The organism is Sphingomonas beigongshangi, from assembly GCF_016820445.1.
Lineage (GTDB): Bacteria > Pseudomonadota > Alphaproteobacteria > Sphingomonadales > Sphingomonadaceae > Sphingomonas > Sphingomonas beigongshangi.
The window spans coordinates 1-16,533 of sequence record NZ_JADHDT010000002.1 but is presented as its reverse complement, the minus strand read 5'-3'; the positions used below and the strand labels follow the sequence as shown (position 1 = coordinate 16,533).

The following is a 16,533-nucleotide window of genomic DNA, read 5'->3' as shown; positions in this document are numbered from 1 at the left end:
AAGGGCGGGGGCGCAACCGTCGCTGGGACTTCGTCGTCGCACTCTGGTGTCCTGGACCCGTAACGATTGTCGCCGCGCGAAGGGCGTGTCAGACCCTGCTCGATAGAGGCGCATATGGACGAAACGGCTTTTCTGGAGCGCGTGTTTGAGCTGGATGGCGGCAGGCTGGCCGTTCGCTTCTACGCGCCTTTCAAGGCTCCCGGCGGGGAGTTCCAATGCCGATATTCGGTCCGTTGGCCGGAACGGGAAGTATGGAGCTACGCTTGCGGGCTGGACGGCGTTCAGGCGCTGATGCTCGCGATGCGGTCCGTGCACACCAGACTAGTCGAGAGCGACGCCTACAAGGCTGGGCTGCTTACTTGGTGCGATGAGGCCGATCTAGACCTCCCGCCCGTCTGGGGCGGCGGATCGCCCTAGCATGTCCCTCCCATCGGCATGGGCCGAAATGATCCGATCGACTTCGACTGGCCCCGGGTTCGAGCTGCTCTGGCCCGACACGCCGCGGAGCGCGCCGCGTATCGGTGGTCTCACTGATTTCCTCGCTGTGAGTCAGCTTGCCTCAAGGCGGATTTGGGTCCGCGCCTGATGTCTATGTCCTAGAACAGGATTGCGCCGCCGGTGACGAGGCGCACGTCCGGCGCGGCGCGGTTGAGGCCGGCCACGGCGAGGACGTCGAGCTGCAGCACCTTGGTCGGGCGCCACGCCGCCGATAGCGCGGCCGAGGCCATCGTTTCGTGACCCGCGGGGTCGTCGTCGCGTTCGAGGGCGAGTTCCGCCGTGGCGGTGACGCTTTCCGTGAACTTGTAGCGCAGGCCGGTGATCTCGCTGTACGCGAGATGGCGGCCGTCGCCCGACTGGTTGGCGGCGGCGTCCGCCTCGCCGGTCACCGCGACCGCGACCTTTTCCGTCAGGTCGTACTGGAGCGGGATGATCACCCCCGTCGACCAGGTCCCCGCGCCGATCGGATAACGGCCGGTGGGCGCGGTGACGTACAGCTGGACGCCGGCGGAAAAGGGCTTTCCCTTCTTCCCCGCCAGATGCTCGCGGACCGCGAAGGTCAGGTCGCCCGTGCCGGTGACGGTGTCGACCGTCCCGGCCGCCTTGTCGCGCGTCCGATCGCGCCCATAGCCGACCCATTCGAGCTGAAGCTCCGTATCCTTGCCGACGCCAAGCCGCGCCAGCAGGTCGGCGGTCACGATACGGTCCTCGCGCTGGTCGGGCTGGTCGTCGCGCTGCCAGTCCAGTGTCGAGACCTCGATATGGACGCGCCCCGGCTCGGTCGTGCAGCTCGAACCGCCGAGGCTCGGCCGCGTCGGGCAGAAACGCGGATCGTCCTGCGCGAAGGCGGGCGTCGCGGCCGCCAGCATTGCCGCCGCCAAGGTCAGACCGAACGCCTTCGTCACCTGCTACCCCCGTTCCGCCAGCCCTGTGCGGCCATGCTTGCGCCGACTGCGCGCGACTTGGCAAATGCTTTGATCAGAACGCCTTGGCGGGAACGTGCCATGCTATTGCGCCTCCTCGGCGCCCGCGGGTTCGCCGAGCCGCTGTTCGGTGAGCACAGCCCAGCCGGTGAGGAACAACGCGCCGACCAGCGGGCCGATGACGATGCCGCTCAGCCCCAGCGCGTCGATCCCGCCTAGCGTCGTCACGAGCACCAGCCAGTCCGGCAGCCCGGTATCGCGCCCGACCAGGATCGGCCTGAGGATATTGTCGGCGAGCCCGATGACCAGCACGCCCGACAGCACCACGACCACCGCCTGCCAGATCGCGCCGGTGGCGAGCAGGTAGACCGCCACCGGTCCCCAGATGATTGCCGGCCCGACCGCGGGCAGCAGCGCGGCGATCGCCATCAGCACGCCCCACAGCAGCGCCGCGGGCAGGCCGACGATCCAGAAGGTGATCGCGCCCAGCGCGCCCTGCACCAGCGCGACGACGCCCGACCCCTTGATCGTGGCGCGGGTCACCGCGACGAACTTGTCGGCGACGCGCCGGGCGACGGATGGCTCCAGCGGCAGCGCGCGCACCACCGCGGGGCCGATATGCTCGCCGTCGCGGAGCAGGAAGAAGGTGACGTAGAGGCCGACGCCGAAGGCGAGCAGGAACGCCGCCGCATTGGCGCCGAGCGAGAAGGCGCGACGCGCGAGCTGGCTCGCGCTGCTGCCGATCGCCTGCGACAGGCGGGCCTGCGCGCGTTCGAGGCTGCCATAGCCCGCGTGATCGAGGGCATCGCGCAGCCGTATCGGCAAGGCGTCGTGGACCTGCTGAAAATAGGCGGCGAAATTGATCTGGCCGCTGCGCATCTGCGTATAGACCCCCGCCGCCTGTTCGACGACGAGGCTGGCGAGAACCAGCGCGGGGATGACGACCGCGACGGTGATGATCAGCAGCGTTACCGTCGCGGCGATGTTGCGGCGTGTCGGCCAGCGCCGCAGCAGCCGCTGGAACAAGGGCTGGAACAGCAGGGCCGCGAGCGCCGCCCATAGCAATGCGCCCGCAAATCCCGACACGATCAGGATCAGGCCGGCGGTGATCAGCATCAGGAACAGGATGAGGCCGCCGTTTTCGACGTGCCGGCGTTCGATCGTCACGTATGGTCCCTTTCGCGCGTCGACCGCGCCCGCATTCGTTGCGGCAGTGTAACGCATGGCTGCGGTGATCGCTCCCGTCGGGGGCCGGCGTGGACGGATCGTGCGCCGGGCATGGGCGATGCCGGCCATAGTCGCTACACGGTGCCCATGTCTCTTTCACCCCCGCCCGGCGGCTTTCAGGGCCCGGTCAAACGGTCGATCACGATCGCAGGCCACCAGACCTCGATCAGCCTGGAGCCCATCTTCTGGCGCGCGCTCGAGCGGGCGGCGGCCAGCCGCGCGCTGCCGCTGAGCGCGCTCGTCGCGGAGATCGACGTCCTGCGCATCGCCGATCGCGCGCCGGCGAACCTGGCGAGCGCCCTGCGCAGCTGGCTGTTCGCGAACGAAAGCAACTCGAAAATGTGAGAATAAATCGCAATAGCATTGACTCTGCGAATTCGTCGCAATAGCAGCGCGCTCGATCACTGCGATTGGGGGATTTCATGTCGCGCTTCACTGCTTCGTTCCTGGCCCTGTCCTGCGTCGGCTTCATCGCCTCGGCGCCGGCCAGCGCGGCGGACAAGGATCAGGACGGGCGACGCCGCATCGACCGCGACGACATCGTCGTCACCGGCACGGCGGAAAAGGCACCAAACAGCGTCGAAAGTCCGAAGGCGACGGCGTCGATCCTGGATACGCCGCAGACGATCACCGTCATCTCTGACCAGGTGCTGCGCAAGCAGAACCTGCAGACGCTTCGAGATGCGCTGCAGACGATCCCCGGCATCACCTTCGGCGCGGGCGAGGGGGGCGGCGGCTATGGCGACAGCATCAATCTGCGCGGCTATTCGGCGAACACCGACATCACGGTCGACGGCATCCGCGACAGCGCGCAATACAGCCGTACCGATCCGTTCAACCTGCAGCAGATCGAGGTCTACAACGGCGCCAATTCCGTGTTCAACGGGTCGGGCAGCGTCGGCGGCACGATCAACCTGGTCAGCAAGGAGCCGCGTCCGGAGGATTTGACGATCGCACAGGCCGCGGTCGGCACCGACAATTACTATCGCGCCGCGCTCGATTCGAACCTGCGCATCCGCGACGGGATCGCGGCGCGACTCAACGCGGTCTACCACCACAACGACGTGCCCGGCCGCGATGTCGAGAAGTACGAGCGCTGGGGCGTCGCGCCCGCGGTGACGATCGGCATCGGCGGCCCGACCAGCCTGACTTTGGCCTATGTCCACCAGGAGGACCGCAACACGCCCCTGTATGGCGTGCCCTATGTCCACAATGCGATCGTCGACGGCCTCGTGCCGGGGACGACCCGCAGGGGCTATTACGGCTACAGCAACCTCGACACGCAGCGGATCACCGTCGACCGGTTCACCGCGACACTGCGCCACCACGTCGACGACCATGTGTCGGTGCGCAACCTGACGCGGTGGCAGCGCGTCGGGCAGTACAGCGTTACCAGCGCGCCGCAGGGCACGTTCTGCCTCGCGGGCACCGGGTTGCAGCCGATCACGACCGGCCCGACGAGCACGACCGGCCTCGCCTGCACGACGACCGTGGCCGGAAGGCCGCTGACCATCCCCGCCGGCCAGTGGCTGCCCTCCGGCCCGCGCGGTCTGGTCCGCGACCAGGAGAACCAGCTGTTCGCCGACCAGGTCGACATCCGGCTGGACCATGGCACGCGCGGCGGCATCCGCAACGTCGCCGACATCGGCGCGATCGCGATGGTCGAGGATTATCGCATCACCACGGGGTCGCTGCTGCGCAACCCAGACGGGTCGGCGCTCGCGTCGCTGCCATTGCTGTCGATCGCGGCCCCCGACAGCATGTGGCGGGGCGGCACCAACTACGTCACCACGGCGCAGTCGCGATCGACCACACAGAATGTCGCCGTCTACGCCTTCGACACGCTGGAGCTCGGCCGCTATTTCGAGATCAACGGCGGCGTGCGCTGGGAATATCAGAAGGCGGAATTCCGCAGCCTGCCGATCCCCAATGCCGCCCCCGGCGTGACGCAGCCGCTGCCCGCGCAGCTGGCGCCGCAGGTCAATCGCGAACGGCTGTTCTCGTGGCGTGCGGGCGCGGTGTTCCACCCGGTGAAGGACGTCAGCCTGTATGCGGGCTATGGGATCGCGAAGACGCCGTCCTCGGCGACGGTGCGGCTGGGCTGCGTCAGCGTGTCGAACGCCATCGTCACCGACAGCTGTGCCGTCGCGCCGGAGACGGCGCGCAATTACGAGGTCGGCGTGAAGGCGGGCCTGTTGCACCGTCGGCTGGAGCTGACCGCGGCGCTGTTCCGCAACGAGCGGACCAATTATCGCGTGCCGTCCAATGACCCGGCCCTGCCCACGTTGCAGGTGCTCGACGGACGCAGCCGCGTCGACGGCGTGGCGCTCGGCGTATCGGGCAACATCACGCGGGACTGGACGATCTTCGCCAATTACACCTATCTCGACGGCAAGGTGCTGCAGTCGGTGTCCGACCTGTGCCTGGCACGACCCGGCACGGCAGGATGCGGCAACAGCGCGGCGGTGCCCGATCCGCAGGCGGGCGCGCCGCTGATCCAGACACCGAAACACGCGGGCAGCCTGTTCACCACCTACAAACTGCCGTTCGGGCTCGAGGTCGGTTACGGGCTGACCTATCAGGGCTCTTTCACCACCTATGCGCCCGTCCTGGCAAACGGCAGCGTGCTGCGCGCGCCCGACTATCTGATCCACCGCGCCTATCTGGCCTATACGTTCGGTGGCGGCCTCACCGCGCAGCTCAACATCCAGAATCTTACCGACGAAAAGTATTTAACCAATGTGCGCAACAATTTGAACGCAAATGGTGTGGTAACGGGCGGCTGGGCGATGCCGGGCGACCGGCGGCAGGCGGTGCTCAGCCTGTTCTACAGTTTCTGATCTCAAGCGAACTCTTGCCCGCGCCTTCGATTTCTCGGAAGGGCGCGGGCAGGAGACCGAGGGACCCATGCTGATCGCCATCCCCGACGTGCTGACCCGTGACGAGATCGTGGCCCTGCGCGCCGTGATCGACACCGCCGACTGGATCGACGGCAACGCGACCTCGGGCCCGCAGGCGGCGCTCGCCAAGCGCAACGCGCAATTGCCGGAAGACGGCGCCGCCGCGCGCCAGGCCGGCGCGATGGTGCTCGACGCGCTCGGCCGGTCGCCGCTGTTCGTCGCCGCGGCGCTGCCGCGCAAGGTCTTTCCGCCGCTGTTCAACCGCTATGCGGGCGGTCAGGACTTCGGCCTCCACGTCGACAATGCGATCCGGATGAAGCGCGGCACCGATTTCCGCATCCGATCCGATCTCTCGGCGACGCTCTTCCTCGAGGATCCGGACGCCTATGACGGCGGCGAACTGGTGATCGAGGACCAGTTCGGGCCACAGTCGGTCAAGCTGCCCGCGGGCCATATGGTGCTTTATCCTGCGTCGAGTCTGCACCGCGTCACGCCGGTGACGCGGGGCGCACGCGTCGCCTCCTTCTTCTGGATCGAATCCATGGTCCGCGACGATGGCGCACGGCGATTGCTGTTCGAGCTGGACCAGGGCGTGCAGGCCGCCGCGACGACCATGGGGCGGGACGCGCCGGCGGTGCTGCGACTGACCGGTGTCTACCACAATCTGCTCCGCCGCTGGGCGGACAGCTGATGCGATTGACGGGCAATACCGCCCATGCGACCCGGAAGGTGTCCGGGCGGAGACGATGATGAACAGACTGGCGTGGCGCCGTACCTGGTTCCAGGTCCACAAATGGATCGGCCTCGTCCTGGCGATCCTGATCGTGCCTTTGTCCCTGTCCGGCGCCGCGCTGGTGTGGGACGAGCCGCTCGACCGGATCGCCAATCCGGCGCGCTATGCGGTGACCGGCGACACGTTGCTGACCCCGTCGGCCTATGTCTCGGCGGCGGCGCGCGTGCTCAAGCCGGGCGACCGCATCGCGCAGCTGAGTCTGCCGGACGGCCGAGGCCCCGTGGTCGTCGCGGCGGCGCCTGCCGCGGCGGGGGCGTCGCGTGGGGGGCCGCCGGCCCGCACCGTGGTCTATCTCGATCCCCCGACGGCGCGCGTGCTGGAGGTGTCGCCGCGCAACGCGGGACTCGTCCGCTTCCTGCACGTGCTGCACGGCAGCCTGCAATTGCCCGGGGTCGGGCGCCAGGTGGTCGGCTGGATCGGCGTCGCCATGATGGTGTCGAGCTTCACCGGCCTGTGGCTGTGGTGGCCGACGGTGGGCAAGTGGGTGCGGGGGCTGCGCTGGCGCCGGCATCGCAACACCGACACCAACCTGCACTATCTGTTCGGGTTCTGGGTCGCGCTGCCGCTGTTCGTGCTGTCGCTGACCGGCGCGTGGATCAGCTTTCCCGCCTTCTTCGGCGCGCTGAGCGGCGAAGCGCGGCCGCGCGGCCCCGATCCGCGCGCCGCGATGCGGGCGCCACCCGTCGCGCGCGCCGCGCTGACGCCGGAGGCGGCGGTCGCCGACGCGGCGGGGGCGGCGCGGGGCGACCTGGCGTCGATCGCCTGGCCCACGGAGAAGAGCGCCGACTGGACGCTCGGCTACGCCGGCGGTGTCAGCGTCAAGGTGGCGGACGACAGCGGCGTCGCCGTCGCCACACCGGCACGGGCGCAGGCCGGCCTCGCGCGGACGATGCGCCGCATCCACGACGGTACCGGCATGGGGCCGGTGTGGCAGACGATCATTTTCCTTGGCGGCCTGCTGCCGGCGGCGCTGGCGGTGACCGGCGTCATCATGTGGTGGCGCGCGCGGGGCTGGAAGGCCGAGCTCGCAGCGAAACAGCGCGGCAAGCGCGTGGCGCGCGGCTGAGCGGCATCTCCCTTCCCGTTCTTCAGAGGGTGGGTCGTCGCGTCGCGGGAAGCGCGCTGCTAGCGGAAATGCCCCACCCCCGGCCCCTCCCCTGAAGGGGAGGGGATGAGCGGTGGCGACGGCCCGCGGTGGGCCCGGTGCTACGCGCTTCTACCGCCCCAGCAGCACCCGCGCCTGGCCCGCGATCTGCGCCAGCATGGCCGCGCTGGGTTGCGCGGCATGGCGGGCGCGATCGATCACCGCCTTGAACTGGCCGACGCGCGCCGCATTGGCGGCAAGCCAGTCGTCGGCGGCCTGCCGCGGCGCCTTGCCGCCCCGCGCGAGGAACTCCAGCCGCAACTGCTGGAAATCCCGCGCGAGACCGGCGAGCAGCAGCCGTTCCCACGGATCGCTCGACACGATCCGCGCGGCCACGCCCTGCGCCCAGTCGAGGCCGAGCGCCTGACCCAGATGCGTGAAGGCGCGGGTCAGCTCGACCTCGTCGATCCCCTGCCGTTCGCCCAGCGAGGCGAGGCCGATGACGCCGTCCATCTCGAACAATCGCACGACACGACGCGCCAGATCGGCCGGCGCGCCCGCCGCCTCCAGCTCCGCCGCGATGCGCGCGCTCTGCGCGCTCGCCTCCTCGAGCAGCAGCGAGGCGGTCTGCGCCTCAAGCTGCGCGACGCGCTTGCCGACGCGGTCGAGCACCGCCTGCGGCGGCGTGCCCGGTGCGACCGCGCGCAGCAGGTCGGCGATGTGCGATCGCGTCGCCACCGCGACCTCGTTGAACAGCGCGATGCGGGCGCCCTCGGCGACCGGGGCGGCCTCGATCTCCGCCCAGAGCGCATCGAGCCCGAACAATCGCTCCGCGACGACGAACATCGCCGCGATATCGGCGATGCTGGCGCCCTCCTCCTCGGCCAGCTCGAACGGATAGAGCACGCCCAGCCGGTTGACGATGCGGTTGGCGAGCTTCGTCGCGACGATCTGGCCGCGCAGGCGATGCTCGTCGATCGCCTTGGCGAAGCGGGTGCGCATCGCCGGCGGGAAGGCGGCGTGCAGATCGGGCGCAAGCTCGGGCGCCATCGCCAGCGGCGCATGCTCGATCCCGTCCTGCAGCGCCAGCTTGGCGGTGGCGAGCAGCACGGCGAGCTCGGGCCGGGTCAGGCCATGGCCTTCGAGGCCGCGGCGCAGCAGGTCCTCGTTCCCCGCCAGTCCCTCCACCGCGCGGTCGAGACGGCCCGCACCCTCGAAGATCTCGATGAGCCTGACATAGCTGGGGATCGCCGCGGCGCCGTCCGCCTCCGCGATCGACAGCGCCAGCGTCTGCAGGCGATTGTCCTCCAGCACGATATGCGCGACGTCGTCGGTCATGCTCGCGAGCAGCGCGTTGCGATCCTCGAAGCCCAGCCGGCCCTCGGTCATCTCGCGGTTCAACGCGATCTTGATGTTGACCTCGTTGTCCGAGCAGTCGACCCCTGCCGAATTGTCGATGAAGTCGGTGTTGATCCGGCCGCCACGCTGGCTGAACGCGATCCGCGCCGCCTGCGTCACGCCCAGGTTCGCCCCCTCGCCGACGGCGATGACGCGCAGGTCCTCGGCATTGACGCGCAACCGGTCGTTGGCGGGATCGCCGACCGCGGCGTTGTTCTCCGCCGCCGCCTTCACATAGGTGCCGATGCCGCCGAACCAGAGCAGGTCGGCGGGCGCCTTCAGGATCGCGGAGATCAGGCTCGCCGGGTCCATCTCGCTTTGCGTCAGGCCGAGCGCGGCGCGCGCCTCGTCGGACAGCTTGATGCTCTTCTCGCTGCGCGCCCACACGCCGCCGCCCTTGCTGATCAGCGTGGCGTCATAATCCGCCCAGCTCGACCGCGGCAGCGCGAACATGCGCGCGCGCTCGTCCCAGCTCGTCGCCGGATCGGGATCGGGATCGATGAAGATGTGGCGGTGGTCGAAGGCGGCGACCAGCTTGATCGCCTTCGACAGCAGCATGCCGTTGCCGAACACGTCGCCCGACATGTCGCCGCAGCCGACGACGCGGATGCTCTCCGATTGCACGTCGAGCCCGCGTTCCGCGAAATGGCGCTGGACGGAAACCCAGGCGCCCTTCGCGGTGATGCCCATCGCCTTGTGGTCGTAGCCGACGCTGCCGCCGCTGGCGAAGGCGTCGCCCAGCCAGAAGTCGCGCTCCAGCGCCAGTGCGTTGGCGACGTCGCTGAACGTCGCGGTGCCCTTGTCCGCCGCGACGACGAAATAGGGGTCCTCGCCGTCGAGGATGCGCACGCCCTCGGGATGTACGACCTCGCCCTCGACGATGTTGTCGGTGATCGACAGCAGCGAGCGGATGAAGATGCGGTAGCTTTCGGTCCCTTCCGCCAGCCAGGCATCGCGGTCGACGGCGGGGGAGGGGAGCTGCTTGGGATAGAAGCCGCCCTTCGCGCCGGTCGGCACGATCACCGCGTTCTTGACCCTCTGCGCCTTCATCAGGCCGAGGATCTCGGTGCGGAAGTCGTCGCGCCGGTCCGACCAGCGCAGGCCGCCGCGCGCGACCGGACCGGCGCGCAGGTGGATGCCCTCGACGCGGGGACTGTATACCCAGATCTCGCGCCACGGCACGGGCGCCGGCAGGCCGGGGATCAGGTGGCTGTCCAGCTTGAACGCCAGCGCCTCGGCCGCCGCCGGGGCAAAGGCGTTGGTGCGCAGTGTCGCGGCGATCAGATGTCGATAGGCGCGCAGGATGCGGTCGTCGTCGATCGCGGAGACGGCATCCAGCCCGCGCTCGATCGCCTCATCGGCGGCATGCGGATCGCCCGTACCCGCAGGATCGTGGGCGGCGGCGAAGCGCGCGATCAGCGCATTGGCGACCTTCGGCGCGCGGCGCAGGGCGTCGACGACCGTGGTCAGGCCGTAGGTCAGGCCCGCCTGGCGCAGGTAGCGAAACCAGGCGCGCAGCAGCACGACCGCCTGCGGGCTGAGGCCGACGTCGACGATCAGGCGGTTGAACGCGTCATTTTCCGCGCGTCCCTCCAGCACCGCGGCGATCGCGCCCTCCAGCATCGTGGCGTCGCACGACAGCGGACCGCTCGCCTCGACAAGAAATTCGTGGATCGACGAATGCGCATCGTCACCGAGCGCGGTCGGCACCTCCTCGATCACGCGGAAGCCGAAATTCTCCAGCACCGGCACCGCGTCCGACAGCGCGAGCGCGCCGCCCTGGCGATAGATGTTGAGCCTCGTCGCGCTATCGCGGGTGGCGAGGCGCACCGCGCGGCTGCCCGCCGCCTCCAGCCCGGCAAGCCGCTCGATATCGGCGGCAGCCTCCTCGGCGGAATGGCTGTTGCGATAGCCCTGGGGAAAGGCGTTGGCATGACGCAGCGCGAGGCGTGCGGCGCGCGCCGGTCCGACGTCGGCGACCAGGGCGGCCTCGACCGCGGGTATCCAGCCGCGCACCATCCGCTCCAGCCGGTCGGCGAGCGGCGCGGTGTCGGGCATGCGGCCGGCGCCGCGCAGGTCAATCGTGTAGCGCAGCAGCGCGACGACGCCATCGTCCAGGCTGATCGACCAGTTGAGGATCGAACCGTTCGCCGCGTCCGCCAGCATCTGGCCGATCGCGACGCGGCGCGCCGTGGTGAGGTCGTCGCGCGGGAGCCAGGCGAAGGCGAACAGATGCCGGCCGAGCGCGGAGCGGACCAGCACCAGCGCCGGCCGCGGCCGATCCGCCAGGCTCATCGCGGTCAACACCACGTCCTCCAGCGCGGCGGCGTCGAAGGCGATGACCAGATCGTGCGGCAGCGCGGTGAGCGCGTGCGTCAGCGCCTTGCCCGCATGCCCCTTCGGATCGAAGCCGAACTTGGCCTTGAGCGCGGACAGACGCGCGCGCAGCACCGGTACGTCGCGCGGCGCCGCCTGCAGCGCGGCGCTGGTCCACAGACCGGCGTGGATCGACAGGCCGGTGATCGCGCCATTCTCGACGATCGGTACCACGACCAGGTCGAGCGGTACGGCGCGATGCACGGTGCTGATCAGGCTGGACTTGAGGAGCAGCGGCGCATCGTTGCCCTGTTCGAACCAGTCGAAGGCGAGCGCGCGGCTCGCCTCGGCAAGGACGGGCACGTCGTGCGGATGGCGGGCGATGCCCAGCGCTTCGCCCGCGCTGCCGTCCCGATTCCAGTTCTGGTGGCCGAGCAGCGTGAAATGCCCGTCGAGGAACCATTGCAGCAGCTGCGCGCCCTCGCCCTGCGGCAAAGCGGCCTCGTCGCGTGCCATCGCGCGCTGCAGCGCGGGCCAGTCCGCCACCGCGGCGCGGACGTCGGCCAGAACCGCGGTCAGATCGTCGACCAGCCCGCGACGGTCGCGCGCGTCGGCCCGTTCCATCTCGATGTAGATCATCGATTCGGGGATGCCGGCGCCGCCGATGTCGATCAGCGATCCGTCGGTGTCGCGGCTGACGCGGACGACCGGATGGATGACGCGGTCGATGTCGAGATCCTGCGCGCCGATCGCCGCCGCGATCGAATCGACCAGGAACGGCATGTCGTCGTTGACGATCGCCAGCCGCATCCGGCGGCGCGTGTCGTCGGACGCGATCGGCTCCAGCGCGATGGCGGCGGTGCCCGCGGGGCGGGTGGCGGCGGTCTGCGCGACGAAGGTGGCCGCGGCGGCGCGCTCGGCGTCTCCGAAGCCCTTCAACTCTCCCGGCAGCGCACCCTTGGTCAGCCTGGCGGCAAGCGCCGCGGCCATGCTCTTGTCTTGGTCGGCCATGGGCGCGCCTATGCGCCCGTCGGCGGTCAACCTCAAGACTTGCCGCAGTGCAATAATTTCGCGGATCGGAAAGGAACTATCCGCGGGATGTGGCTTTATTGCTTGTTGGCCCGCATCATGCGGCCGCCTTCTTGAGCGCGGACGCGACGAGCGCCTTGTTGTCGACCCGCTTGATCACCTCGACCGAATCGCCGCCGGCCGCCCGGGCGAGCAGCAGCACGAACTCCTCGGTGCCCGCGCCGATCGCGAGCTTGCCCAGCACCGGCAGCGCGCGCAGTTCCGCGGCAGCCCGATCGAACACGTCGGGCGACTTGGCGGGACGGCGTGCCGCCCGCTCGGCGGCGACGACGGCCTTGATGCCGCCCTCTGTCGCGTCGAGCATGGCGGAGAGGCCCCCGGCCGGCACGGCCAGGCGGCGGGCATGGCCGAGCACGGCGGCATATTCGGCGATGCGCGTCTTGTCGTAATCGGCGCCGAAGACGAGCTTGACGATCGGCGTCATCGGTGCGCGCGGCTGCGCCTTCAGCGCGGCGGCGGCGAGCAGCGCGGCCAGGCCCTCGGCGTCCGAATCGGCGGCGAGCGCGAAGTCATGGGCACGGCCGAGCGCGCGATACAGCGCGGCGCGGCCGCGCGTGTCGGCGGCGCGTACCGCTGCGGCGCTTTCGCGTGCCATCATCAGGCGGTCGCCGAGCGTGCCGGTGAGCGGCGGCTCCTCGATCGGGAAGGCCGGAAGCGCGCCGACCTCGAGCTCGGCGGCGTGGCTCGGTCCGTCCGCCCAGATCGCGGCATCGGCGGCGGGCTTGGGCGCGGCGCGGATCGCGGCGACCAGTTCGGCGTCGAGCGTCGCCTGGGTCGCGTCGTCGACCATCTCCTTCCAGTTGATCACGCCATAGATGAAGTCGATCGCCTCGCCGTCGGACGAGAAGGGCATCAGGATGCCGCGGTAGAGGGTCGTGCGGCCGCGCGTGCCGACGAACTCCGCCTCGAACCCGATCGGCGCGCGGTTCGCGATGATCTGCAGATAATGGTCGGTCAGCCGCGACAGCAGCGAGCGGCCGGGCACGTCGGCGATCCGCGTGATGCTGCTTTCCAGCCCGCATTCCTCGCGCAGCGTGCGGCCGAGATAGGCGATCGACGGATCCTCGAGCCCGGCCGTGAAGTCGAGCAGCACGCTGTGCGGGCCGAAATCGACGATATTCGCCGGATCGAGTTCGTCGATCGGCGGATAGGGGCGCCCTTTCAGCAGGGACACCCAGTGATTGTAGGCGCGCACATGCATACGCCGTTCGTCGCCGCCGATGTCGAAGCCGGAATCGGTCACGCCGCCTTCGTCGACATCCGTGCCGCCGTCGTCGAGGCCGTCGTCGATACCGTCCGGGTCGGTGTCCTCACCCGGATCGGTACCGGTGGCTCCCGCCGCCGACGGCAAAGACGCGGCGAAACGCGCGCCTTCTTCCTCGCCATCGGTACGCTGCTGGTCGAATCCGCCCGTATCCATTCCCCAAGACCCTCTTGACGCCGGGGCAATAAAAAACCCCTCGTGACACAGGCTTGTGCACCCCGTTTGGTAAACGGGGCGTAAAGGCGCGGGCGTAATGCACGCTCGTCCTTCCGCGTCGGCCGATGCGAGCGGCCGCTTGTCAGGCCGCCACGACCCTGCTAATCGCCCGCCTCACCCGAGCGGCCCACGCGCCGCCCGTGCCGCTTTAGCTCAGTTGGTAGAGCATCGCATTCGTAATGCGGGGGTCACAGGTTCGAGTCCTGTAAGCGGCACCATTTTTGCTAAGTATTTGAATGACTTAGCCAAAAAGCACGAAGATCAAGCTTGGCGCGACTGTCTGCTACAAACGTAGTGGAGCGACGGTTGACGACACACCTGTATCGCCGGGACGGCGGCACCTACTATTTCCGTCGGGCTATTCCTGTGGCCTTGCGCCCGATGTTCGATGGCCGACGGGAATGGATCAAAACCTTAGGCACGAAGGATCGTAGGGAGGCCAAGCGCCTACTGCCCTCTTTTGTGGTTGCGTTCGATAAAGCCATGGAGGCTGGAACAGGGTCAGGCGCTGTAGAACGCTCAAATAAGCCTGCTACAGTATCATCAGCCCCGATGCCGAGCGTACCGACCCTAGGTAGGAAATCGGCTCTAGCGGGCCTTAAAGTGCCCTTGATCGCTACGTTTGATTCTTATGCGGCGGAACAAGGTATCAAGCCTGCTACCGCAACAGAATGGCGATCGATCCTAAAATCATTGGTTGCCTTTGTAGGGCATGACAACGCCGCCGCTCTCACGGTTAGTGATATAGATCGTTGGCGGGACGCTCTGCTGACGGAGCCGGGTCGTAACGGTAAGGTACGCACGCCGGGTACAGTGAAGCGCAAGCACCTATGCGCCCTTAGGGCGACCTTAGCTTGGGCTTTAGAAAAGCGGTATCTGCAAAGCAATGTGGCTGTAGCAGTAAAGGTGCGCGCGCCTAAAGCGAAAAAAATTAGGGATAGAGACTTTTCCCCTGATGAAGTTCTGTTGATCTTATCAGCAACCTTAAATCTATCTGCCGAATGCGGACATTATGAAAGGCTAGCTCGTAGGTGGATTCCGTGGCTGTGCTCGTACACGGGGGCGCGTGTTAACGAAATAAGCCAGCTTAGAGGGATGGATATTCGGCAGGTAGGTGAAATCTGGATTATCAATATCACGCCAGAAGCCGGTACGGTAAAGAATAATGAAGCTAGGCAGGTCCCTGTTCACCCGCATTTGATCGACCAAGGCTTTACAGCAATTGCAAATGCGGCAGGAGAACGGCCCATCTTCTATGATATAGATCGAGTTCGGACCTCTGGACCTTCAAACCGCTATTATAAGAAGGTTGGTGAGCGGTTATGCGCATGGCTGCGGTCTACCGTCGGCCTTACTGATCCGCACGTTCAGCCTAACCATGGATGGCGCCATACCTTCAAAACCCGCGCCATGGAGGCAGGTATTCCGGAGCGCGTAGCTGACGCCATCCAAGGACATGCACCACGATCGGTTGGGCAATCCTATGGAACGGTGTCGCTGACAGCAAAACTGCGCGCCATTAAGGCGATGCCCCGCTTTATCGTTGAAGAGCAAGTGACCATAAGCATGTGAGTTATCGTAGAAATCAGCCTGTCAGAATAGATTTAGTGGTTTTCCCACCATAATTTGCCTTTTGCCAGTAGGCGACCAATTCAGATTAGATGTTTACAGTTGGCCAAAAAAGCTTAAACCAGCTTAAATATATTTTAATATTACGGCAGAATTGTGGGCGACTCGTCGCTTTCCAAGGGCGTTTCGGCTCACGCCAAGTACATTTCTGTTGATCGGTGTTCGGGAGGCGACGAAGGCGCTGCCCGTCGCATTCAACGGAACCTCAAATGTACAGTGTTTATCTTAGTTTTGCTAGTCTTATAGTTGTATCTTGCTGCCATCTCTATGCGCAAATAGATATAGAAAAGAAATATCGCGCGGACGGTGCCTACCTTTCCTTGGAAAGAGAGGCTGCATCGGACGAGTCATCGGCGCTAATTGACAGCATATTGATCCAAACGGATCATGTTGGCGCCGGACACGAGCGCTCCACCAAGAAGCGGCGTCAGGCCCTTACGGCTATCGTTGCTGACCTTTTGTGCGCTCGCGAGAACAATAGCCCCTATTGCTATCGCTCGCGAATGAGCGCGTCGTTTACAGGTGAAATTATAGGAAGAGAGCCTTTCAATTGGGCTTTAAACAAGCTGGAAAAGGGGGAATTTATTGATGTCCGGCAAGGGGTGAATGGCGTTCCATTGCCCGGAACCCCCGCTCAAGCTGCGCGCTTCTTCATCCAAGATAAGCTTATCGAGCTGGCCGCTTTTCACGGATTAGTGATCGGGGAAATGAGTAGTCATTTTCGCCGGTCTGATCGTGCCGCCACCAAAGGCTTGGTAATTGTTAGAGCCGCTTCAACAAAAAAATACGGCAATTTCGGTGAAAAAACTAAAGGTCGCCGGATGTCAATAGCGGCAGATAATCCAGAAGTTAAGAAGAGCGCCTTCCTGTTAACGAAAATAAATGAAAGATTGGCTAGAGCGATTATCAATCCACCTGGATCATTTGTTTGTTTAAAGCGCGTCTTCAATAATGGTGACATTGAAGGATTCGACTATCGTTCTGGCGGCCGCCTTGTTGACCCTTCGGGCAAATATCAAAATATGCCCAAAGAGGATAGAGGTGTTCTTACGATTGACGGCGAGCCGGTCGTAGAGGTTGATATCCAAGCTTCCCATTTTACTACGCTAAGGTGCCTTCTAGGGTCAGGACTCATTGGTCATAGCCAGAAGATGACGGTGGCCGCGAGGGCGACGGCAGAGAAGAAGACGGTTGGG

At 66.5% G+C, this 16,533-nt stretch carries 11 protein-coding genes and 1 tRNA gene; 8 read left to right on the top strand and 4 right to left on the bottom strand.

The genetic code is table 11. The annotated features are described in order from the left end of the window. The first annotated feature begins 114 nt into the window (after positions 1-114). Positions 115-417 carry a DUF6968 family protein gene (locus IQ292_RS03235; protein WP_203308894.1) on the top strand — a complete coding sequence of 101 codons (303 nt, stop codon included), beginning with the start codon at positions 115-117 and terminating at the stop codon, positions 415-417. A gap of 179 nt (positions 418-596) precedes the next feature. Here the strand turns inward: IQ292_RS03235 and IQ292_RS03230 are convergent, their stop codons facing one another. Next, the gene (locus tag IQ292_RS03230) at positions 597-1,403 is read right to left on the bottom strand and encodes a transporter (protein WP_203308893.1); all 807 of its coding nucleotides are present in this window, start codon (positions 1,401-1,403) and stop codon (positions 597-599) included. Positions 1,404-1,505: 102 nt separating this feature from the next. Continuing rightward, positions 1,506-2,537, bottom strand: a complete 1,032-nt coding sequence (locus IQ292_RS03225) for an AI-2E family transporter (protein ID WP_203309331.1) — start codon at positions 2,535-2,537, stop codon at positions 1,506-1,508. Positions 2,538-2,735: 198 nt separating this feature from the next. On the opposite strand from IQ292_RS03225, the gene IQ292_RS03220 reads away from it, so the two are divergent. The 4 genes from IQ292_RS03220 (at position 2,736) to IQ292_RS03205 (ending at position 7,407) form a co-directional block, all read left to right on the top strand. Continuing rightward, positions 2,736-2,993 (top strand): ribbon-helix-helix domain-containing protein, encoded by a 258-nt coding sequence (locus IQ292_RS03220; protein ID WP_203309330.1) that lies wholly within the window; start codon positions 2,736-2,738, stop codon positions 2,991-2,993. Between the two features lie 77 nt (positions 2,994-3,070). After that, positions 3,071-5,488 carry a TonB-dependent receptor gene (locus IQ292_RS03215; RefSeq protein WP_203308892.1) on the top strand — a complete coding sequence of 806 codons (2,418 nt, stop codon included), beginning with the start codon at positions 3,071-3,073 and terminating at the stop codon, positions 5,486-5,488. 67 nt (positions 5,489-5,555) lie between these two features. Continuing rightward, complete coding sequence (locus IQ292_RS03210; protein ID WP_203308891.1) at positions 5,556-6,239, top strand: Fe2+-dependent dioxygenase; 684 nt, start codon at positions 5,556-5,558, stop codon at positions 6,237-6,239. Between the two features lie 55 nt (positions 6,240-6,294). Continuing rightward, the gene (locus tag IQ292_RS03205; RefSeq protein ID WP_238940781.1) at positions 6,295-7,407 is read left to right on the top strand and encodes a PepSY-associated TM helix domain-containing protein; all 1,113 of its coding nucleotides are present in this window, start codon (positions 6,295-6,297) and stop codon (positions 7,405-7,407) included. A gap of 150 nt (positions 7,408-7,557) precedes the next feature. Here the strand turns inward: IQ292_RS03205 and IQ292_RS03200 are convergent, their stop codons facing one another. Both IQ292_RS03200 and IQ292_RS03195 read right to left on the bottom strand, forming a co-directional pair. Beyond that, entirely contained in the window at positions 7,558-12,150 is a 4,593-nt protein-coding gene (locus IQ292_RS03200; protein WP_203308890.1) for an NAD-glutamate dehydrogenase, read from the bottom strand. A 115-nt stretch (positions 12,151-12,265) separates the two neighbouring features. After that, a complete protein-coding gene (locus tag IQ292_RS03195) occupies positions 12,266-13,648 on the bottom strand; it encodes a PAS domain-containing protein (protein WP_203308889.1) in 1,383 nt (460 codons plus the stop codon). Between the two features lie 202 nt (positions 13,649-13,850). Between IQ292_RS03195 and IQ292_RS03190 the strand changes: the two genes are divergently transcribed. From IQ292_RS03190 to IQ292_RS03180, 3 genes are all read left to right on the top strand, one after another. Continuing rightward, a tRNA-Thr gene (locus tag IQ292_RS03190) sits at positions 13,851-13,926 on the top strand. 88 nt (positions 13,927-14,014) lie between these two features. Beyond that, positions 14,015-15,280: a DUF6538 domain-containing protein gene (locus IQ292_RS03185; RefSeq protein WP_203308888.1), complete on the top strand. Its 1,266-nt coding sequence runs from the start codon at positions 14,015-14,017 to the stop codon at positions 15,278-15,280. Positions 15,281-15,546: 266 nt separating this feature from the next. Then, on the top strand, positions 15,547-16,533 hold a 987-nt coding region (locus tag IQ292_RS03180; RefSeq protein ID WP_203308887.1), incomplete at its 3' end, for a hypothetical protein.